The sequence below is a fragment of the Nostoc sp. CENA543 genome (genome assembly GCF_002896875.1).
Lineage (GTDB): Bacteria > Cyanobacteriota > Cyanobacteriia > Cyanobacteriales > Nostocaceae > Trichormus.
On record NZ_CP023278.1, the window covers coordinates 1,937,431 to 1,960,145 of the forward strand.

Here is a 22,715-nt window from a genome sequence, read left to right on the forward strand (position 1 = left end):
CGCTCTTCCTATCTCTTGTGAAGCAATCCACGCTTGTCCATTCCGTTATTGTAGTGGCTCGCAGCCCATTACGAATTACTAGAATTAACCTTTTCTAAAATAATCCTAATAGCATTTAAGATTAACTCAGGCTGATCAATCCAAACAAAATGACTACTTTTATGAGCATCAATTTGTATAAAATCTGTGGATAAATTGTTTATTCTCTTGTGCATTTGTTCTCGTAACTGATTAGCTGATTTTATCGGTAAAAGCAGAGTCCAAAGGGAGGTTTGAAAAAAAGTATAGGCTTGAATACTAACTATAGGTAAGGCTTTTAACTGAGTAGTTAACTGAAGTTGGCGACTGCTATTATCCAGACTTAAGAGTTCTCGACTCATGGTAATCCAGTGTTTAGGGCGGCAGAAAGAACGCTTAATTGGGTTTAGATCTGCTTGAGGAAATTTAGTTAATTCTGGCTTAATAATCTCAAAAGTACCAATCAATTTGAGTAATCTGATAATGCCCAATATTGAACCTAAAATTGACATAAAGAAACCAGAAACAAAAAATAGTTTCAAAGCTTGTAAATAGATGGACATTTTTAGCATTCCTGTTTCATGGAGTCCATCAGTAAGTACGATCCCGATTACTTTTTCGGGAAAATAATGGGCATATAACCGGACGTTATAACTACCAAAGGAATTACCTACAAGAATATAAGGTGGCTCAATTCCTGCTTGTGTGAGAAGAGAATCTAATTCTGTAACAATTTGCCGACTGGTGCGTGGATGCGGACTATGATCACTCCAACCATACCCAGCACGATCATATATAAAAACTCGTGATAGCTTGGCTATTTCTTGCACAAGCAAATAACCTTCAATTCCGCCTAAACTATGTTCTAAGACCACGGTGGGGCTAGACTTGCCCGCAGTGTAGTAGTGTAAGCGATATCCACCCACATCAATTAATTGTCCTGGCGGCGGTTGTCGATTTTCTATTGAGCAAGCGATCGCCTGATACAACGTTGTAGCTAATATTACGATAGTTCCAATAGGGAATGACATCATAATTCCTTAATATATCCTGAATTTATGACCAAAAGTGTTTAATTCAGCTTTATATAAACTACATTACAAGTTAGTCAGCCTCATCTTAAGTGTTTTGTCTCTTTGTTACGAAACAGTTGAGTCATAGATAGACTGGGGGCAGAATCAAAAAATCACTCATCGAAATAATTTATTTTCTGCAAGTCCTTGGGCAAAACTTTCTCTGTTCCCGCAGATGGCGTGCGAATGTCATAGCAGACAATGTATTACAATCCTGACAAAGCCGTTAAAGAATTAGGACTTTTAAATATTTGATGATTTCTGCCTACAGCAAATTTTTTATGTTCCTAATAGTGCTTTGATCTATATAGAGAGGAGTGAATAACAAAAATGGCGATTAATCTACAACAAGCTATAGACATTGGTAAGTATCTAGTAACTCAACGCCTTCTAGGACGGAAAAAGTTTCCTTTGGTATTAATGCTAGAACCACTGTTTCGCTGTAATTTGGCGTGTTCTGGTTGCGGTAAAATTCAACATCCTACAGAAATACTCAAGCAAAACTTGACTCCAGAACAGTGCTTTGCTGCCGTGGAAGAATGCGGCGCACCAGTAGTATCTATCCCTGGTGGCGAACCCCTGCTACACCCACAAATTGACGAAATTGTCAAGGGTTTAGTAGAACGCAAAAAGTATGTTTATTTATGTACCAACGGCTTGTTATTAGAAAAAAGCCTCGATAAGTTTCAGCCTTCTCAATATTTAACTTTCAGCGTCCATTTAGATGGATTGAGAGAATGGCATGATCAATGTGTAGACCGTAAAGGCGTATTTGATATTGCCGTTAAAGCCATCAAAGCCGCTAAAGCCAGAGGATTTCGCGTCACCACCAACACCACAATTTTTGAAGGTTGTGACCCCAAACAAATGCAGGAGTTTTTTGATTTCCTAGAAACCCTCAATACTGATGGGATGATGATTTCTCCTGGTTACAGCTACGAATGGGCCCCAGATCAAGACCATTTCCTCAAACGCGAACAAACCCGCGCCTTATTTAGAGAAATTCTCGCGCCTTATAAATCTGGTCAGAAAAACTGGAATTTCAACCACAACCCCCTATTCCTAGATTTTCTCATCGGTGAAAAAGATTACGAATGCACACCTTGGGGAAGTCCTAGTTACAGCGTTTTAGGTTGGCAAAAGCCTTGTTATTTATTAAATGAAGGATATTACAGCACCTTCAAAGAATTACTCGAATCAACCGACTGGAGTAAATATGGCCGCGCCAGTGGTAATCCTAAATGTGCTGATTGTATGGTTCACTGTGGCTATGAACCAACAGCCGCAATGGATGCTATGCAGCCACAAAACATCGCCCGTTCTCTAGGGACAGTATTTGGGAAGTAGTAATTTGTTAAACAAATTCTGAGAGGTCATAGATACCCGACTTTTTCAAACAGTCGGGTATCTGAATAACAGCAATCTGTCAAATAGACCAAGGATTAAAGATTACAACCCCTGTTGCGGCAAAAACATTTTCGTTGCGACTGACTAATGTTAGAGAACGTTGCAGGGCGATCGCAGCAGTTAAAGAATCGATAACCTTATTTTAACGTAAGTATTATTTCGGTTTTTCGTCTAGGAATTGCCTCGTAACTCTAGGTTAAAACTTCTGATCTCCCTAGTTTCACTTTGTTGCTTTCGCCCTTCCCGCAAGTTTGCCTCCGTTGGAGACTCATGTTCAAGAAGCAACTATAATCTTGGGCAATAATTCTGGCAAAATCCCGTATTTTTACGGAAGCAATTTTCAGAATTAGCCTGAAATGAAGTAATTATAAAAATTTTAAGTATTAATACTGATATACAGTAAGTTAAATTCTGTTAATTTTGCATTATTATTTCAGTGGTTATGAATTAAAAGTTACTCATGAAGTATATAGCTCTTGGGAAGCTTTACTTTTTTTGACTGAATTTGACTCATTGACTATTAATTTCTGTACAATTGGCTGCATTCACAATAGCTTACACATGGTTTTCATCAAGTTTAGCCACAAATCTTGGGTTCAAAAATTTGTATTTAAAATTACAAACAACTATTAAATGATCCTTGCTAGGAATTGTGGTAAAACTGCTAAACACATTTAGCTAAGATCAAGGCAAAATGAACACAACTCCTATAAGTAACTACAGATTAATCCAGAAGCTACATCCTATATCTTTATTAGCACAGCTAACCAGTCGCCATGCTACTGGATGCTTACGTATATTTTCTGAAACAGCTTTTTGGACAATTAATCTAGAGCAAGGTAAACTCACTTATGCTTCATACTCAGATAAACTATTTGAGCGTCTAGATAGTCATTTGCGGAGATTGAGCCAACGAGTTCCTAATCTTAACAGTGCGACGCGAGTGCAGATGCGCTTGATGTTTGAACCCCAAGATGAAAGTCAATCTTTGGACTATGCTGATTACCAAGCGATTTGTTGGTTAGTAAATCAAAATTATATTACCGCTAAACAAGCAGCCATCTTGATAGAAGAATTAGCAAAAGAAGTGCTGGAATCATTTCTAGGATTAAAAGAAGGCAGCTATGAATTTTATCCTGAACAAGCTTGGGAAGAATTACCAAAGTTTTGTTATCTAGATTTACGGTTATTAGTTGAACATTGTCAAAAACAGTTACGCACCCGTCAACGCATTCCATCTACACCCAATAGTGCAGGTAGTCCTTCTATTGCCACTCCCAATAATCCACCAAAGGCTCAACCACAACCAGAGAATCAGCAACCTTTGACGCAAGGAAATATTGTAGAACCAGTGCAGAGTCCTCGATTAGTCAGAAGAAGTTTATATACTATTGCTTGTATAGATGATAGTCAAACAGTCTTGAATTCTATCAAAAGTTTTTTAGATGAAAATGTTTTTGCAGTTGTTACTATTAATGATCCTGTTAAAGCTTTAATGCAAATTCTTCGTAGTAAACCAGACTTAATTCTTTTAGATGTAGAAATGCCTAATTTAGATGGTTATGAATTATGTTCTTTACTGCGGAGACATTCAGCTTTCAAAAATACGCCAATTATTATGGTGACAGGAAGAACAGGATTTATTGACAGAGCAAAAGCCAAAATGGTGAGAGCTTCAGGTTATTTAACCAAGCCATTTAATCAGTCAGATTTATTAAAAATGGTATTTAAGCATTTGGGGTAGGTTTTGAGATGAGGGAGAGAAGTAATGAGTAATGAGTAATGAGTAATGAGTAATGACTATTGACTATTGACTATTGACTATTGACTATTGACTAAACGGGAGACATAACTGTGAACTTGACTTTAGTAGGGACAATTTTAATTGTGGAAGATTCGCCTAGTGAATTAGAACTGATGAGCCATTATCTTCAAGAGAGTGGTTATAACGTGATTAAATCTGCTAGTGCAAAAGAGGCTATAGAAAAGGCTTCATTATATCAGCCAGATGTCATTGTTAGTGATGTAGTTATGCCCGAAATGAGTGGTTTTGAATTATGTCGCTCTTTAAAGAAAAATCCTGTAACAGCGAAAGTGCCTATAATTATTTGCAGTTCTAAAAATCAACCAATTGATCGTTTATGGGCGATGAGACAAGGTGCTAATGCCTATATAACTAAACCATATACTCGTGAACATCTGCTGCGTACTATTAAATCAGTTGTGAATTAAATAAATGAATAATAATCATAAATCTATTTTGACCATAAATAATCATCAAAATAAAGTCGGAGATACTTATCTCAAGTTTCAGCTAAATCAACAATCTGCTGCTATTTTATCCATGAATTTCACACAAGAGGCAGTGGTTTTACCTGTGGATGCGATTACTCCTATGCCTAATATGCCTGCCTGTATTTTAGGTTTAATGAATTGGCGTAGCCGCATTATATGGACGATTGATTTACCAAGAATGCTAAATTTAGAATCCTTAGACAATAGATGGCGGCAATACAATATTATTGTGATTAAAGTGGAATCCCTAATTTTAGGGTTAGTAGTGCAGGAAATCAAAGGTATAGCTAAATTTATGCCTGATGAAATTCGTTCTCCTATAGGACAAGTGGCATCTAGTTTAGTACCATATTTGCAAGGTTGTATTGCCCAACCAGAAGAAGTGTTTTTAGTGTTAGATGCAAAAGCGATTATAAAATCATCAGTTCTATATAGTAATTAGTGACTGCAATTAGAAAAATTGTTTTGTGTTCTCTGTACTTATTTAGGAAAATTACGTTATGTTTCATAAAACTAACATGGCTGAGAGTGGAGATTCAGAAAATGAACAATCATTTATTGTGAATCCCCAAAATACAACTAGTATAGTTAAACTACCTAGTGTGTCTCAGAATCAGAAAAATAGTCGTAATGTTGTCAATAATTTAGTGAATTATGTGCAGCGATTGAGTTTAAAAACCAAAGCTGTAATTTTAGCGATCGCTATCGGCACAATACCTATAGTTACTATCGGTGCGATCGCCTATAATTTGCTCAATAAATCTATCACGCAGCAAGTCACCAAGACGCAACAAGACGAGGCCGCATCTGTAGCCAACACAGTTAATCGATACATTCTAGAACGTTATCAAGATATTCAAACTCTAGCCAATTTACCCTTCTTAACGAATGTTCAAGTAAGAAACGTTACCACGGATGCCCAAAAGCAAGCACTCCTCAATCAAATTCTCCAAGTTAATCCTAACTATGACAGCATTGCTGTATTTGATACAGAAGGTAGAGTCATTGTTCAGTCTACCGGCGAACCATTAGATACAGAAAAATATCAGACTTATTTTCAAACAACAATCCAAAAAAATACACCTGTTATTAGTCAACCAGACACAAAAAATCTTTACCTAGCTGCACCAGTAAAAGATGCAGTCACCGATGAAACTATTGCTGTGGTGAGAGCGCGTTTGCCTATCAAATCTCTCGAAACGGCGATGAAAAATTATGTCGCTAATGGTTACACCTACAGTTTACTAGACTCATCAGGCAAAGTTTTTCTGAGTACAGATCAAAAATTATTAGGCAACTCAGCCAAAACTGCCAAGCCTGAATTAGCCTCACTTTTAACTCGTCAAAAAGCTGATAGTCTGATTAACAATGGTAAACTTTATAGTTTTGTCCCATCACCATTACTAGAAGGTTTACCTAACCTAAATTGGCAAGTTTTATTAACTACAGATGCCACAGTTGTGTGGCAACCCCAAAGACAATTACTCTGGATTATAGTAATTGGTGCAGTAATTACCGATGCTGTAGTAGGTGCGATCGCAGCTTGGTTAGCCAAACGTAGTTTAGAACATCTTAATACAGCTAACGCCGCCTTAACTAAGCTCAGTGGCGGGGAATTTGACACCCGCGTAGAAGTCAAAACCACAGATGAATTAGGAGTTTTAGCGGCTAACATCAACCAAGTCGGCACACATTTGCAGATTTTAGCCAAACAAAGAACTATTATCACCCACGACTTGAGCAGCGAAGGACAAGCAGCACTACAAATGCAACTGTTAGAACTCCTCAGTAACGTCGAAGGCGCAGCTAGAGGTGATTTAACAGTCCGCGCCGACGTAACAACCGGAGAAATCGGTACTGTCGCCGACTTTTTCAACTCCATTGTCGAAAGTCTCCGCGATATCGTTACCCAAGTCAAGCAAGCTGCAAATCAATTAAATACAGCCATTGGTTCTAATGAAGGCGCAATTCGCCAACTTGCAGAAGCATCTCTCATCCAAGCGGCGGAAATCAACCGCACTCTAGATGCAGTAGATAACATGACTCATTCCATGCAGGCTGTAGCCAATAGCGCGCAGCAAGCCGCCGTTGTCGCCACCCATGCAGCCAACACCGCCATGAAAAGCGGGCAAGCAATGGATTTAACCGTGCAGAATATTCTATCTTTACGAGAAACCGTCGGTGAAACCTCCAGAAAAGTCCGACGCTTAGGGGAAGCTTCACAACAGATTTCCCGCGTAGTCTCCATCATTAACCAAATTGCCACCCAAACCAACCTCCTAGCCATTAACGCCAGTATTGAAGCCGCACGCGCCGGAGAAGAAGGACAAGGTTTTGCCGTAGTTGCCGAAGAAATCGGCGAATTAGCCGCCAGAAGTGCATCAGCTACCCAAGAAATTGAATATATAGTAGAAAACATTCAAAGAGAAACCAGCGAAGTAGTACAATCCATTGAAATTGGTACTACCCAAGTAGTGGCAGGTACGCAAATCGTTGAAGAAGCCAAGCAAAGCCTCAGTCAGATTTTAGAAGTATCACAGCAAATCGACTCACTAATTCAGTCAATTTCCTCCGCCACAGTTTCCCAAGTAGAAACCTCACAAACCGTCAACAAACTCATGCAAGACATCGCCAAGTTGTCAAAACGCACCAGTGACTCCTCCCACCTAGTCGCCCAATCTCTGCAACAAACTGTAACAATTTCCCATCAGTTACAGGAAACTGTGGGGACGTTTAAGGTGAGTTAGGGGAGTGCTGAGTGGTGAGTGGTGAGTGGTGAGTGCTGAGTGAGGAGTGAGGAGTGGGAGACAAGGTAGACAAGGTAGACAAGGTAGACAAGGTAGACAAGGTAGATTTTATTCTAATGACTAATGACTAATGACTGTTGACTAATGACTAATGACTAATGACTAATGACTAATGACTATTAACTAACTACTATGTCCAAAAATAAAGAATTAGAAATCCAGATGCAATTTCTGGAAGAAGCCACAGATTATATTAATACCCTGGAAGGGGTGTTATTAGAAATTGATACTAGTCACCGCATTGATGCTGAGAAAATTAATGGTGCTTTGAGGGCAGCTCACTCGATTAAAGGGGGGGCAGCTATGATGGGTTTTAAAACTTTGAGTGATTTAGCCCATCGTTTAGAAGACTCTTTTAAGGTTTTAAAAACTAGTAAAAAATCTTTAGTAATTGATACGCAATTGCAAAATTCTCTGCTCGCTGCTGTGGATTGGTTGCGGCAAATTGTGACTTTACTAGGAGAAGGAAACGCCATTGAAGAGCAATGGTTAGCAACTTTTTGTTATCCGGTTTTTGATGAATTACATAGTCGTCTCGGCGATCCCACTCCAGAAGATGCAGCGACTATTTTATCTACAGATGAGGGGCAAGATATTGTTCCCTTGCTGTTTGAAACAGAAGTAAATGAATGTTTAGAGCGTTTAGAATCTTTGTTAGCAGCACCAGACGAACTAGATTTACAAACAGAAGTTGCTACTCTGGCGGCGGAATTGGGCGGTTTAGGGGAAATGTTGCAACTGACGGCTTTTACTCAACTATGTGAATCGATTAGATTGCATATAGAAAATGCAGCAGGCGATCGCATTCCCCAAATTGCCAATTTAGCATTAAAATCATGGCGGCGATCGCAAGCTTTAGTATTAACTAATCAACGGGATAATTTACCAAATACACTGGCTCTCGATGATTTAGCGACTCTCTCTCAAGCACCGGAAATTCAGCCTGTCATCTCTTCTGAGCCTGTCGAATTACCTAATTTTGATGACCCGGATACAGAGTTAGTTACAGCCGATTTAGTTTACCAAAATGACCATATCAATCATGAATTAGCCGCCGTTGATTTTGCTAGTATTAATACTTTATTCGCCGAAGAAACCACACCAGAAACTTCTAGCATAGAGGCAAAGAATGAGCCTGCAATTGTGAATAAAGATAGGGAATATCAACAAGAAAATTCCGTGAGAATTCCTACCAAACAATTAGAGCAAATTAACGATTTATTTGGCGAATTAATTGTGCAGCGCAATGGCGTGAATTCACAATTAGAAAGACTACGCAAATTAGTGCGGAATTTAAATCAGCGTGTGCGGACATTAGAGCGAGAAAACCAAGAATTGCGGACAGCCTATCAGCAAATGTCTGCAAGGAATTTTATCTCGGCAAGCCAGTCCTCAACCCAAAATGGAGAACACCCCCATTCTGAGTTACACTTGCGATCGCAATCTGTGATGGAAACCATTGTCCAAGTCCAAGAAGTCTCCACTGACATACAACTGAGTGTAGACGACACCGACCAGATTGCACGCAAACTCAATAAAACATCCAAACAACTCCAAACTAAACTCAACCATATCCGAATGCGTCCCATTTCGGATTTAGTCGAGCGTTTTCCCAGAGCTATCCGCGATTTAAATGTCGAATACGGCAAAAATGTCCAGTTACAAGTCAAAGGTGGCGATACTCTCATCGAACGCAGCATCTTAGAAGCATTAAATGACCCACTCATGCACCTATTGCGAAACGCCTTCGATCATGGTATCGAAGAACCAGCCACCCGTCGCTCCCTCGGTAAACCAGAACAAGGTTTAATTGAAATTATTGCCACTCACCAAAATAATCGTACCCTCATTACTATGCGTGATGATGGTCGGGGTATTCCCATAGACAAAATTCGCTCCCGTGCAATGACTATGGGGATAGACGAAGCCTTACTCACTCAAGCCACCGACGAGGAACTATTATCACTCATCTTTGAACCAGGGTTCAGCACCTCCGAGCAAGTCACCGCCTTATCTGGCCGTGGTGTGGGGATGGATGTCGTGCGTAATAACCTGAAACTCGTGCGTGGCGACATTAAAGTTGATACTAAACCAGGTGTGGGAACGACCTTTACCCTATCCGTACCGTTTACTTTATCTATGGCGCGAGTCTTGTTAGTAGAAAGCAACAAGATGCTGTTAGCCTTCCCCACGGATGTCGTCGCAGAACTATTTTTACTCCAACCGGAACACATTATCTCTACTTCTGGTAGTGAAGTGATTAACTGGCAAGGTGCTACACTACCATTAATTCGTCTCGGTAATTACCTACAGTTTAACTGTCCGCGCTACGATAGCCCAGAACTAGAAACTCCCCCCGCCATCAATGCTACTAGCGTATTGATTATCCCTGGAAATCAACCAGTCGCCATTCAAGTAGACCGATGCTGGGGTGAGCAAGAAGTAGCCATTCGCCAAGTCGAAGGTAATATTCCCCTACCCCCAGGTTTTAGTAACTGCACCATTTTAGGAGATGGGCGGGTAGTATCTTTAGTCAATACCAACGAATTGTTATATTGGATTGCTAATCATCAATCTACCTCCAGAAACCATTCATTACCATCAACAAGATTAAAAACACCGTTCCTATTTTTCCATAGCAGTCAACCACCAGCACCCGATAGAGAATCGAAAGGGACAATTTTAATCATTGATGACTCAATGAATGTACGGCGTTTCTTAGCTCTCACTCTAGAAAAAGGTGGGTATCAAGTAGAACAGGCCAAAGACGGTCAAGACGCTTGGGAAAAGTTAAGTAATGGCTTACAGGTAGAAGGTATAATTTGTGATATTGAAATGCCTCGTCTTGATGGTTACGGCTTCCTAGATAAAGTAAATTCCAATAGCACAACTAAGAATATACCCGTGGTTATGCTGACATCTAGGAGTAGCAATAAGCATAAGCAAATGGCCATGCAACTAGGAGCGCGTGCTTATTTTTCCAAACCTTATAACGAGCAAGAACTACTCCGCACCTTAGAGGAAATTATTAGTAACGTCCCAACAACTGCTAAGTCTCATTAAAATTAACCCCCTCAGCAAATATAGGACTATATTTGATTCCTGAAAAAAACTCAGTACACCTCTGTTACTTCTTTTTCCGTTCCCTGTTCCCTACCTACGCAAATAATTTCAATAATCAAGTCGGATTCCTATATCAAGATACTTAGCATCTTTCTTGGGGGAAATTTGTGCTGAGAAAAAATTAATGAATTTTATGAAGAAACAATGGTCTATTTTTTGTCCCTTTTCATGTCACTATACCTAAATCAATATTTAGTTGCAAAATGTATATATATTGCTAAATATTGAATAATTTTGTTAGTCTATTTTTTATATCAACCCAGTTGACGATAATTTTAGAGACCTTCCCAGTCTCAGATTTTTGGCTGTACACTTATCAAATATCTTACGCCTTGTTATATCAACAATTACAGATGAATAAAATCATTCATCTGCTAATCATTTTTAAACTCAACAGGTATAAATAAAAATGGCAGAGCAATCTGATTTTACCGCTAACCTCTCAAGTTTCTTATATCCCCGCAGTCGTTATTACGGTCAATTTAAGCCAGAGTATTTAGTTTTCAATGCCAATCTTCAGGAATTTGCTCAAAGGGTAAGTTACATCAGCAATTTACAAACTAATGGTAAATTATCGCCCCAAGAAGCTTACCAGGAAATTAAGGTTCTTTGGAAACAGTTAAAAGCTGCAAAAAAACAACTAGGGATTACCTCAGTAGATGATGTATCTAGTTTATAGTCAAGAAATTTGATTAAGCGTAAAAATAAAAACTGTATAGCCTTCACAGAGACTTACCCAGCATTTGTAAAACCTTGTTGGGTTAATCTCCAAGAAGGCTTGAGCCTGGAAACCTAAATCCAGAGTTCGTAGGGGCGGATTGAGTGAAATCTTCGTAATGATCCGAGTATATCTGTGAACCCGCCCCTACTGTTTGTGAGAAATGCGGGTTGAGTCTATGCTGTTGTTTGATAACCTCATACAATTTTGGATTTTGGATTGATTCATAACATCGACTTACCCAGAAAAAATCTCTGTGTAACTCTGCGTTAACCTCCGCTTACCTTTGCGTTAAAAAAGCGAAGATTTGACACAGTTTCACACAGAAATAGTATGAGAGGACAAAACTACAAAAAACTTAAAGTCCTACCTCTACATTTTTATTTCATCCTCAATCAAAATATTTCCGCAACTTACCACCAAATCCGCTCACCATTTTCGTCTACTCTAGCTTGGCGAATCACATCAGAAATTTCTTCTGCATCTTTAACATGATGGAGTGCTTTTTTTTCACCATCAGGATATTCGACTACAAAATAAGTCGGAACTGTAATTTGATCCCCTGTGATATCGGGAACATCCACAGCGACTTGCTTGGCTTTCTCTTCAATTGATTCTGGTTCTTCAGAAATTCTATCTCCTGGATTAGCTGTGAGATTTCTTTCTTTGACATTTGGTTCTTCACGGGAATGCCAATCTTCACTAACAGGTTGTCTAATTTCTGATGACTGATGATTTTGATTTTCTGATTCTTTAGTCATGGTGCTGATAAAAATTATTGTTTTATATTGACCATTACAATTTAAAAAATAAATTTGCTAATTGTGTCTTTCTCTAGAAAGAATTAGTTATCACAATTAGGGAATAGGAAATCTTTTAAGGGAGGGTTTTTAGAAAAGGGTAGAAGGTAGAATAAAACATCGTGACATAAAAACCTGCCCTGTGCCAATTGGCGTAATCCGCACTCAGCCATTTTGAAAGCCCATGAACATCATTATTCCTCCTATGACTAATCCTCAAAATCGCCCATCCAAGGTTCTCATTGGTGTCGGTGGTGGTATTGCAGCTTACAAGGTTTGTGAGGTGGTTTCGACGCTGTTTAAAGCCGGAATAGAAGTGCGCGTTATCCTCACCAATTCTGCACAGGAATTTATTACACCTCTAACCCTATCCACACTTTCCCGCCATCGTGCATACACAGATAGTGATTTTTGGCAAGCAACTCACGCCCGTCCACTGCATATTGAGTTGGGAGAGTGGGCTGATTTATTGCTGATTGCGCCACTCACAGCTAACACATTAGCGAAATTAACCTATGGAATGGCAGATAATTTATTGACTAATACCGTATTAGCTTCCACCTGTCCCGTATTGTTAGCACCTGCAATGAATACTGATATGTGGGAACAACTAACAGTACAGCGTAATTGGCAACAGTTATTAGGAGATAGTAGATATCACGGTATGAGTACCGCATCGGGATTATTGGCCTGCGATCGCGTCGGTGCTGGTAGAATGGCAGAACCCCCCGAAATTGTGACTTACATTCATTCTCTACTCCATACCCAAGGCCAACGCGATTTAGTCGGGAAGCAAGTTTTAATTAGTGCTGGCGGTACGCGAGAATATCTAGACCCCGTCAGATTTATCGGCAACCCCTCGACAGGGAAAATGGGACTAGCATTAGCCCAAGCCGCCTTACATCGAGGCGCAAAGGTGACTTTAGTACATGGCGCAGCTGATTGGGATGTACCTTTAGGAGTACAAGCCATTCCCGTCATTAGTGCAGAAGAAATGCAGCAAGTAATGTTAGAGTATTTACCCACCGCAGATTTAATTGTCATGTCTGCGGCTGTCGCTGATGTCAAGCCCAAAGATTATAGCCCAGAAAAACTACCCAAGCGATCGCTCCCCCAAAGCCTACCTTTAGCACCCGTCCCTGATATTGTCGCCCAGTTAGCCCAACTCAAACAGTCCCATCAGCGTTTAATTGGTTTCGCTGCTCAAACTGGCGATATCATTACCCCCGCAATGGAAAAATTACAGCGTAAACAATTAGATGCAATTGTCGCTAATCCTATTGATCAACCTGATAGTGGTTTTGGGAGTAATAACAACCAAGCAATATTTTTAAATAGTCAAGGGCAGCAAATAAAAATTGCACCCTGTTCTAAATTAAAAATGGCACATTATTTATTTGATTTTCTCCGTGACTTGGATAAAGAATAGATTGGGTTTTGATTCACCCTCCAGTCCCAAAGCAAAAGAGTTTGAAAGTTCAAATCAATCACTGCATCTGATAATAGTGCAGTAAAGAAATTTGAGTTTATATACCTTGAGCCATAATTAGTAATTATTCCATTGGCAAGAAGTAATAACTATATCAAGAATTTAGATTTAACAAAGATAGAAAGATAAATCTCTTGTTCAAAAAGATAGGGATTTATTAATTTTGAATTTTGTAGGCGTAATACCAATTCTCCCAAATTAGGCAACAGATGCAAAGCTTGAAACTCAGATGGTATCTAACTTTCTGAATTGCGTAAAGCCTGCGGCATAGTTGCGCTTAGAGCAAAGCGGGACGCTAGTCCATTGCGAATTGGTACAAAGCCTTCTGTGCGAGATGCTACGCGTAGCTTGCTTCTGTGCAGGATTACCCGTAGAGCATTTTGAATTTTGAATTTTGAATTTTGAATTCGGAGCGAAGCGACGTGACTACACAGGAGCAACTACACCAATGGCATGAACTAGCGCAACAATTGCGAATAGATAGTATTCGCGCCACAACCGTCGCTGGTTCAGGCCATCCTACTTCTTCCATGTCGCCAGCAGATATCATGGCGGTCTTGTTATCTAATTATCTCCACTACGATTTTGACAATCCCCACAACCCGAATAACGATCGCTTGATTTTCTCGAAGGGACACGCTGCACCGTTGCTTTATTCCATGTATAAGGCTGCGGGAGTCATCACCGATGCAGAATTACTATCGTTACGAAAATTAGGAAGTCGCCTAGAAGGTCATCCCACACCGATTTTGCCTTGGGTGGATGTCGCCACAGGTTCATTAGGTCAAGGATTACCCATCGGTGTAGGGTTAGCATTAGCAGGAAAGTATTTAGACCAGCTACCTTATAATGTCTGGGTGTTGCTGGGTGATAGTGAAACGGCGGAAGGCTCTATCTGGGAAGCTTTTGACCATGCGGCTCACTATACTTTAGATAACCTCATTGCCATTATCGATGTCAATCGTCTTGGTCAACGGGGTCAGACAGAATTAGGCTGGAACACCCAAGCCTACGCTAACCGCGCTAGAGCCTTTGGTTGGCAAGCAATTGAGATAGATGGTCATGATTTGACAGCGATTTATCAAGCTTTGAGTGCGGCTGTGAGTATTAACGATCGCCCGACTGTCATTATTGCCCGCACAAAGAAGGGTAGAGGTGTCACTTCTTTGGAAAATTTAGGCGGTTGGCATGGTAAAACCTTAAAACCTGATGCCGAAAAACAAGCGATCGCTGAATTAGGTGGTGAACGCCATATTACTATTCATGTCAGCAACCCAGAATCACAAGCACAGCCCGTCACCATTGCTACACCCCAACCCTTACACCTACCAACCTACGAAAAAGGTGCAAAAGTCGCCACTCGCCGCGCCTATGGTGATGCGTTGACAGCCTTGGGCGCAGCACAACCGCAGGTAGTTGCCCTTGATGCCGAAGTCAGCAATTCTACTTACGCTGAAGATTTCGCAGAAGCCTTCCCAGAACGCTACTTTGAGATGTACATTGCCGAACAGCAAATGGTAGCGGCGGCTGTGGGTTTGCAGGTAAGAAATTACAAGCCCTTTGCTTCTAGTTTTGCAGCTTTTTTAACTCGTGCCTATGATTTTGTGCGGATGGCGGCCGTCTCCCGTGCCAATATCAAATTAGTCGGTTCTCATGCAGGTGTGTCTATTGGTCAAGATGGGGCTTCCCAGATGGGATTAGAAGATTTAGCGGCTTTTCGGGCTGTTTGTGGTAGCACGGTACTCTATCCCAGCGATGCCAATCAGACTGCAAAATTAGTAGAACAAATGAGCGATCGCAATGGTATAGTTTACCTCCGCACCACACGAGAAAGTACACCAGTTATTTACAGTGCCGAGGAAGAATTCCCCATTGGTGGCAGTAAAGTTATTCGTAGTTCCGACCAAGACCAAGCAACAGTAATTGGTGCGGGAATTACCCTCCACGAAGCCCTCAAAGCTTATGATCGTCTCAAAACCGAAGGGATCACAGTCCGCATCATCGATGCTTACTCCGTCAAACCAATTGATGTCCCAACCCTACATCAAGCCGCCCACGATACCGAAGGTAATTTAATAGTTGTGGAAGACCATTGGAGTGAAGGCGGATTAGGTGCAGCTGTGTTGGATGCTTTTGTAGGGAGTAGTAATATTTCCAGCTATGACGGGCCACAACTGCAAGTAATTAAGCTAGCAGTCTATGATCTGCCCACTTCCGGCACTCCCGCCGAATTACTCCACGCCGCCAAAATAGATGCTGATGCCATTATCCAAGCAGTCAAAGCCCAAATCAGACAACCTATTGGAATCGCTTCTTCTGTCAGTTCGTAGTGAGTGGTGAGTGCTGTTAGCGGAAGCGGGGCGTTTAGCCCGTGCTGAGTGCTGAGTCATAATGACTAATGACTAATGACTAATGACTAATGACTAATGACTAATGACTAATGACTAATGACTAATGACCATTGACTAATGACCATTGACTAAGACTTGGTCTTACGAACATTTTGTTGTATCTTTGGCAAAAGACTTTAGTAGCATGATGTATCAATGCCCCCAACATTTACAGTATCAGGGTTGACTCTAAGTATCTTGCCGTTACTTAGCGGTATGGATTTACCTGTGATGAAGGCGCAAGCTGTTGAAAATGCACCATCAGCTACCATTCTCCAAAATCATCAGGGAAACAATCTACCCTTGGGAGTTCCGCAATCTTTGAGTTATCCGGTTGGGGATGAGTTACTTTTGTCACAGCAATTACCACCACCACAGGATGTTCAACCACCTCTGTATCCTAATTTACCTCCTACCCAACCCATACAGCCTTTACCATCACCCGATCAACTACTCCAACCTACCCCAGACACTCAACCGCAGCAACCCCCACCAGTAAATACTGTGCAAACTATTACAGTAGAAAGGTTTGAGGTGGTCGGTAGCACTGTGTTTAGTGCAGAAGAGTTAGCCAAGGTGACGGCTGAATTTACCAACAGACCTATTACTTTAGCCGAACTGTTTCAGGCGCGAACGAAAATCACGGAATTATATGTCAACAAAGGTTACATTACCTCTGGTGCTTACATCCCACCCCAAGCCATTAAATCTGGCGTGATTAAAATTCAGGTGGTGGAAGGCAGATTAGAAGATATTCAAGTGACTGGAACCAGGCGACTCAATCCTAATTATGTCCGCAGTCGGTTAGCGATCGCCACTCAACCCCCCCTCAATCGAGACAAGTTGCTGGAAGCACTGCAACTGTTACAACTCAATCCCTTAATTGCCAATTTGTCGGCGGATTTGTCGGCTGGGGCGCGTCCAGGAACAAGTTTATTACAAGTGCAAATCAAGGAAGCCAGAACTTTTAATACTCAACTCGCCCTAGATAACGGTCGTTCCCCTAGTGTGGGTAGTTTTCGCCGTCGCTTACAAGTCAACGAAGCCAATCTATTAGGTTTAGGAGATGGTTTAAGTTTAGCTTATGCCAATACCGATGGTAGTAACACTTTTGATTTCAACTACACTTTACCAATCAATCCCCGCAACGGCACCATCAGTTTCAGTGTGGGGACTTCCGCTAGTAATGTAATTGAAGAACCTTTCAATATTCTTGATATTGAATCCGCTTCTCGTTACTATGAATTGACATTCCGCCAACCCCTAATACAAACTCCTACCCAAGAATTAGCTGTGGGACTGACAGCTTCACGCCGGGAAAGTGAAGCTACTTATATAGATGGTGCTAGAATACCCTTCCCTTCCTTGGGTGCCGATGATAACGGCAGTACGCGCATATCTGCGTTACGCTTTTTCCAAGAATGGACGACTCGCAATAATCGCCAAGTCATTGCTTTGCGATCGCAATTTAATCTTGGTATAGGTGCATTTAATGCCACCGTTAATCAAGATGCCCCTGATAGTCGGTTTTTCTCTTGGCAGGGACAAGCACAATGGGCAAGGTTACTAGCACCAGATACCTTATTAATAGTACGTGCCAATACCCAATTAGCATCTCGCACCTTGTTACCCTTAGAACAGTTTGGTGTCGGTGGACTTGACAGTGTGCGCGGTTATCGTCAAGATTTTCTGCTGTCTGATAATGGTGCTTTTGCCTCCGCAGAAGTGCAAATACCTATTTTACGTCTCTCTCAATCCCGTGGTGGGTTGCAAATCGTACCTTTTGCTGATTTGGGGGTAGCCTGGAATAATTCCCGCAGCAATCCTGACCCTAATACCTTAGCATCAGTTGGGTTGGGCTTGCGTTGGTTTCAAGGCGATCGCTTCACTGCACGTCTAGACTGGGGCATCCCTCTTGTATCCGTTGACTCTCAAACCAACACTTGGCAAGAAAATGGGTTATATTTTTCTGTCCTTTATAATCCTTTTTAATCTTTAAGAAAACTGTACCTACGTACCTACTTACTAATCGCAATTGCAGGATTGTTTGCTGCATTAATCCTTCATGAACTTCTCCAGAAATTTTGCAGTTTTCGCGTTTAAATTAGACCAATTCTCCAAAATTAGGCAACAGATGCAAAGCTGGAAACTTAGCGTACCACTTTGCTACGCAACGCTACAGCGAAGGTGGAAGCAAGCTACGCGTAGCGTCTCGTAGAGAAGACAGTCAATCTAAAATTGATTGACCGCTCATTTTTTATGTTTAATAGTTAACAGTCAATATCATAAATACTAAATTTATAGTTTCCACAGGTTGACAGCATTTCTACTGCTGCCAGTAATTGCGGTTATTCACTTCTTCAAGGTTAATTGTACTCGTGATCAAAGGAGAAGGTTGCAGTTTGAATAGTATGAATACGGTTGAAGTGAGATTAATTACAAATAAACTTCACATTGCAGCTAAAATTAAGGACAAACTACTTAAGTGATAAATTAGTCTAATTGCATTTATCTAAAATGATATTAATCTGTATAATCATCTTTTTTTATCTTCTAAAATCTATCTTCAGCAGTATTTACAATAGCGATATTTTATTGATTGTATAGTTGCTATTTAGAGACAATTTTATCCTCGTAAAGAGCAGTAGTGAATTATGAAACATTACCAAACAATAAAATTCCGTAAAGTTACCATGTATAATTTCAATCTTTTATTTTTATAGTGTATAATCAGGCAAGAATCAAAAAAATAAAAATTATTCAACTGCTAAAGGTAGAGAATTGGTTTGTTCAAAGGGAAAAGATTGACAAAACTAATTTATGATAAAACTAGCTAGCCAATGAGCAAATTACTGACACATAATGTCCCCTTAGTAAAAACAACAGTTTCCTCACAGACTGTTGTGATTTCAGGCTGATAGCTTGTCCGGTAAGTTTCAGCTAAACACCGATTGAAATATATATCAGTAATCTATAGAGTTCATTTAATTGTTGAACAAAACTCCGTACTGTTCCCTACTAAAGTCAGTATATTCAGTAATTAAATAAAATTTATATATAGTTTTGTAATTTTAAAATTTAAAGACATGAGCGTGTGAGGCAGGGTGATGTCTGGTAACGAGAGAGAAAAAATACGTCATCTATTAGTTGTTCAAGACTTACAAGGGCAACGTACCATTATCCTGCACGAAGCTACATACTCTATAGGAAGGCACAGCAGTAACGCCATTATCCTTTACTCTCGTTCAGTTTCCAGGCAACATGCGATTTTACTGCGCGTCACCGTACCAGGAACTGAACAATACGGTTTCCGAATTATTGATGGTAACTTCAAAGGACAAGGCAGCACCAATGGTTTAATCGTCAATGGGGAAAGATGCGTCTCTCATAATCTCAGACACGGAGACATTATTCACTTTGGCAGTAATCAAGCTCAAGCTAAGTATTATGCGATTTCTAATCTTTCCGAAGAAGCCTTAAATGAATCAGTTAATGCAGACAATTTATCTGATTTCCTCACCGAACAGTCCCAACCTGTCACACCATTTCACACCCTAGTAGTAGATCCGAACTTTGAAGGGGCGAGTGATGCAGCATTGGCGCGTTTGGCTTCTTTTCCAGAGATGATTCCCAATCCCATTATTGAAACCGATTTAGAAGGAAACTTAACTTATCTGAATCCGGCGGCGACAGTCAAATTTCCACGACTCAGGGAGATGGGAAAGGAACACCCCATTCTGGAAGGGATATTAACGGAAGTACAAAACCGCAAAGTTAACTCCTTTGTGCGGGAAGTGCAATTTGGACAGGAAGTGTTTGAACAATCAGTACATTTTTTGGCGGAAAGTGATTTAATTAGAACTTACATTATCAGAGATATTACAGAGCAGAAACAAGCCGAACTGGAACTTTACCAACGCGATCGCTTGTTAGAAGCTGTAGCTAGGGCAGCTAATTACTTACTGGGAGAAATGGACTATGAAACTGGAGTAGACAAAGCTTTAGCTGTCTTAGGTGAAGCAGCAAAAGTAGATCGGGCTTATCTGTTTAAAAACCATTTTCATCCCCTCACTGGCGAGATAGCTGTCAGTCTGCAATGTGAATGGACGCGTTTTCCTCTGCCGACTTCGCGACACCACTGGCAAAATCAACTTTATGAGTTACCAGCCCTATCTCGTTGGTATACAGTTCTATCTAACGGACAATTGATTAACGGGATTACCAAAGACTTTCCCGCTAACGAACAGGGAATACTTCTGCGAGACGGAATTCAATCCTTATTGTTAGTACCCCTGCGCCTAGATGAGCAGTTTTGTGGTTTCTTGGGATTAGCAGATTGTACCCAAGAAAGAATTTGGTCTCAACATGAAGAATCTGCACTGTTAACAATGGCAGCTAGTATTAGCGGTGCATGGCAACGTCAGCAGGTAGAAGAAAAAATCCGCTATCAAGCCCTCCATGACTTATTGACTGGATTACCCAACCGCTTGCTATTTGATGAACTACTAGGGAAAGCCCTCGCCAATGCCACACGCTCTAACGAAAGTTTAGCCGTAATTTTCTTAGACTTAGACCGCTTTAAAATTATTAATGATACTTTAGGACATACTTTAGGCGATCGCTTGCTGCAAAGTGTCGCCCAAAGATTACAAACCTCCCTCAGAAGTGGCGATACTGTTGCCCGTTGGGGAGGAGATGAATTTACGATTCTGCTACCGCGAATTCACTTTTTAGAAGAAGTCACCCAGGTAGCCTGGAGAATTTTAAAAGCTTTTGAGAATGTATTTTATTTAGAAGGCCATGAACTTTACGTCAGTGCTAGCTTGGGGATTGCTTTATTAGATGAACACAGCCCCGATGCAGAAACCTTAATTCAGCACGCCGATACTGCCTTATATCATGCCAAAGACGAAGGGCGCAATAACTATCAGTTTTACACCACATCATTAAGTGCCAAAACTCCCGATATTTTAAATCTGGATAAAAATTTACGCTATGCCCTAGAACGAGGAGAATTCACAGTTTACTATCAACCCCAAATTAATCTTTACAGCGAACAAATTACTGGTATGGAAGCATTGTTACGCTGGCAACATTCAGAAATGGGCATAGTAGCACCCAGTGTTTTTATTCCCCTAGCAGAAGAAAGCGGATTAATTGTCACGATTGGGGAATGGGTACTGAGAACAGCTTGCCAACAAAATCGGGCTTGGCAAGATGCTGGCTTTAATCCTTTAATTATTGCTGTGAACCTATCGCCTAAACAGTTTCGCCAACCCAACTTAGTGGAAACAGTCGCCCAAATCCTAGCAGAAACAGGACTAGAACCACAATATCTAGAGTTAGAAATCACCGAATCAACCGCAATTGAGGATATAGAATTTACCAAAAAGGTACTCTACGATTTAGAAGCAATGGGAGTACATCTATCAATTGATGACTTTGGCACTGGTCATTCTTCCCTCTCCAGATTACAACTATTACCACTGCATAACCTCAAAATTGACAGTTCTTTTATTCGTGAGTTAACAACAGATACTAGAGTTGCCCATATTGTCAAAGCTATTGTTACGTTGGGGAGAAGTTTGGGTTTAAAACTCACCGCCGAAGGAGTAGAAAAACAAGAGGAAATAGACTTCTTAAAATCTATTCATTGTGAAGATGTCCAAGGCTTCTATTTTCATCGGCCACTATCTGCGGAGAAAGCCACAGAAGTTCTCCAGCGTAAAAGCGGAAGGAGTCAATAAAGGACTTTCAACTGAGAAAATATTCTCTTGCTGTGTAGGTAAGGGAGGAGGGGGAGAAACAGTTGTGTGAAGTCGAGAAATAGGGATAATTTATTTTTTGGATTTTCCTAATTTGTTGACTGATAAAGTATTGAAGTTAGTCCACTCTACCCCCTGCTCCCTGCTCTCTACCTATTCTTCCGTCCTCTTCCTACCTCCTGTTTTACCGTCGGTAAAATTTCAAATTCAAAATTACCCACAAGACGGTTATCAACATATACGTGAATTGTATGTTTACCTGGGGGATCTCCAGGTGCGATCGTCCAAAAATTCTCAATCACTCCGTTTTTGGCTAACTGGGTGCGATGGGAAATCGCCTCAGTACCATCAGGTGATAATTTAAAGTTTTCACCGTTATCTGTAGCCCAAGTTTCTGGCGGTTTGGGTAGTCGGATAACTTCTCGCCATGTGACTTCACCCTGAACATTTTGCAGTTGAATTCGCCAGCCATATCTACTACCTTCCTCTAGCACCACTTTGGTGGTAGGAGTAAAGTGAAATGTGCCTTGAGAGTCAATTTTGGCAACACCAAATTCAGCTTTACTAACTTCAATCTGTGGGATTTTGTTTAACTGAGACTGAGAGGGTGTTTTGGTGTTATTGGCGAAAACTGAGGGATGATCAACTATCCCAGATATCAGCAAAGAAGAAGTAAGTACAAATGTTGCAGCCCAAATTCTCATGAGCAAAATTTTTTTTGGTGAGTTACTGGTACTTATTCAACTACTTTTTGTCCCCTTCCGGTAGGGCGTTTATTGATTTTGATCATTCTTGTCCCATCCGAAAATCAAGTGAGTGTGCTTGATGTT

The 22,715-nt window shown here is 40.7% G+C and carries 14 protein-coding genes; 11 read left to right on the forward strand and 3 right to left on the reverse strand.

Annotated elements, in window-relative coordinates; translation table 11 throughout:
• Nucleotides 1-68: 68 nt before the first annotated feature.
• Complete coding sequence (locus CLI64_RS08075) at nt 69-1,049, reverse strand: alpha/beta fold hydrolase (RefSeq protein WP_103136732.1); 981 nt, start codon at nt 1,047-1,049, stop codon at nt 69-71.
• 372 nt (nt 1,050-1,421) lie between these two features.
• Here CLI64_RS08075 and hpnH point away from each other — a divergent pair, with 372 nt between their 5' ends.
• The 7 genes from hpnH to CLI64_RS08115 all read left to right on the forward strand — a co-directional run bounded on the left by hpnH (nt 1,422) and on the right by CLI64_RS08115 (nt 11,402).
• Nucleotides 1,422-2,438, forward strand: a complete 1,017-nt coding sequence (gene hpnH / locus CLI64_RS08080; RefSeq protein ID WP_103136733.1) for an adenosyl-hopene transferase HpnH — start codon at nt 1,422-1,424, stop codon at nt 2,436-2,438.
• Nucleotides 2,439-3,192: 754 nt separating this feature from the next.
• Entirely contained in the window at nt 3,193-4,242 is a 1,050-nt protein-coding gene (locus CLI64_RS08090) for a response regulator (protein WP_103136734.1), read from the forward strand.
• A 110-nt stretch (nt 4,243-4,352) separates the two neighbouring features.
• Entirely contained in the window at nt 4,353-4,730 is a 378-nt protein-coding gene (locus CLI64_RS08095) for a PleD family two-component system response regulator (protein WP_103136735.1), read from the forward strand.
• Nucleotides 4,731-4,734: 4 nt separating this feature from the next.
• Entirely contained in the window at nt 4,735-5,235 is a 501-nt protein-coding gene (locus CLI64_RS08100) for a chemotaxis protein CheW (RefSeq protein ID WP_103136736.1), read from the forward strand.
• A 58-nt stretch (nt 5,236-5,293) separates the two neighbouring features.
• Complete coding sequence (locus CLI64_RS08105; RefSeq protein WP_103136737.1) at nt 5,294-7,540, forward strand: methyl-accepting chemotaxis protein; 2,247 nt, start codon at nt 5,294-5,296, stop codon at nt 7,538-7,540.
• 192 nt (nt 7,541-7,732) lie between these two features.
• Nucleotides 7,733-10,663 (forward strand): response regulator, encoded by a 2,931-nt coding sequence (locus CLI64_RS08110; protein WP_103136738.1) that lies wholly within the window; start codon nt 7,733-7,735, stop codon nt 10,661-10,663.
• Between the two features lie 469 nt (nt 10,664-11,132).
• Nucleotides 11,133-11,402 (forward strand): hypothetical protein, encoded by a 270-nt coding sequence (locus CLI64_RS08115; RefSeq protein ID WP_103136739.1) that lies wholly within the window; start codon nt 11,133-11,135, stop codon nt 11,400-11,402.
• A 452-nt stretch (nt 11,403-11,854) separates the two neighbouring features.
• Here the strand turns inward: CLI64_RS08115 and CLI64_RS08120 are convergent, their stop codons facing one another.
• A complete protein-coding gene (locus tag CLI64_RS08120; protein WP_103136740.1) occupies nt 11,855-12,202 on the reverse strand; it encodes a hypothetical protein in 348 nt (115 codons plus the stop codon).
• 244 nt (nt 12,203-12,446) lie between these two features.
• Between CLI64_RS08120 and coaBC the strand changes: the two genes are divergently transcribed.
• From coaBC to CLI64_RS08140, 4 genes are all read left to right on the forward strand, one after another.
• On the forward strand, nt 12,447-13,670 hold the full coding sequence (gene coaBC, locus CLI64_RS08125; protein WP_192881698.1) for a bifunctional phosphopantothenoylcysteine decarboxylase/phosphopantothenate--cysteine ligase CoaBC: 1,224 nt from the start codon (nt 12,447-12,449) through the stop codon (nt 13,668-13,670).
• A 482-nt stretch (nt 13,671-14,152) separates the two neighbouring features.
• Nucleotides 14,153-16,060, forward strand: a complete 1,908-nt coding sequence (locus tag CLI64_RS08130) for a transketolase (RefSeq protein ID WP_103136742.1) — start codon at nt 14,153-14,155, stop codon at nt 16,058-16,060.
• A 216-nt stretch (nt 16,061-16,276) separates the two neighbouring features.
• Entirely contained in the window at nt 16,277-18,112 is a 1,836-nt protein-coding gene (locus CLI64_RS08135; protein WP_225977534.1) for a ShlB/FhaC/HecB family hemolysin secretion/activation protein, read from the forward strand.
• 1,115 nt (nt 18,113-19,227) lie between these two features.
• Complete coding sequence (locus tag CLI64_RS08140; RefSeq protein ID WP_103136743.1) at nt 19,228-21,867, forward strand: EAL domain-containing protein; 2,640 nt, start codon at nt 19,228-19,230, stop codon at nt 21,865-21,867.
• 167 nt (nt 21,868-22,034) lie between these two features.
• Here CLI64_RS08140 and CLI64_RS08145 read toward each other — a convergent pair whose 3' ends face one another.
• Entirely contained in the window at nt 22,035-22,589 is a 555-nt protein-coding gene (locus CLI64_RS08145) for a hypothetical protein (protein ID WP_103136744.1), read from the reverse strand.
• Between the last annotated feature and the right edge of the window lie 126 nt (nt 22,590-22,715).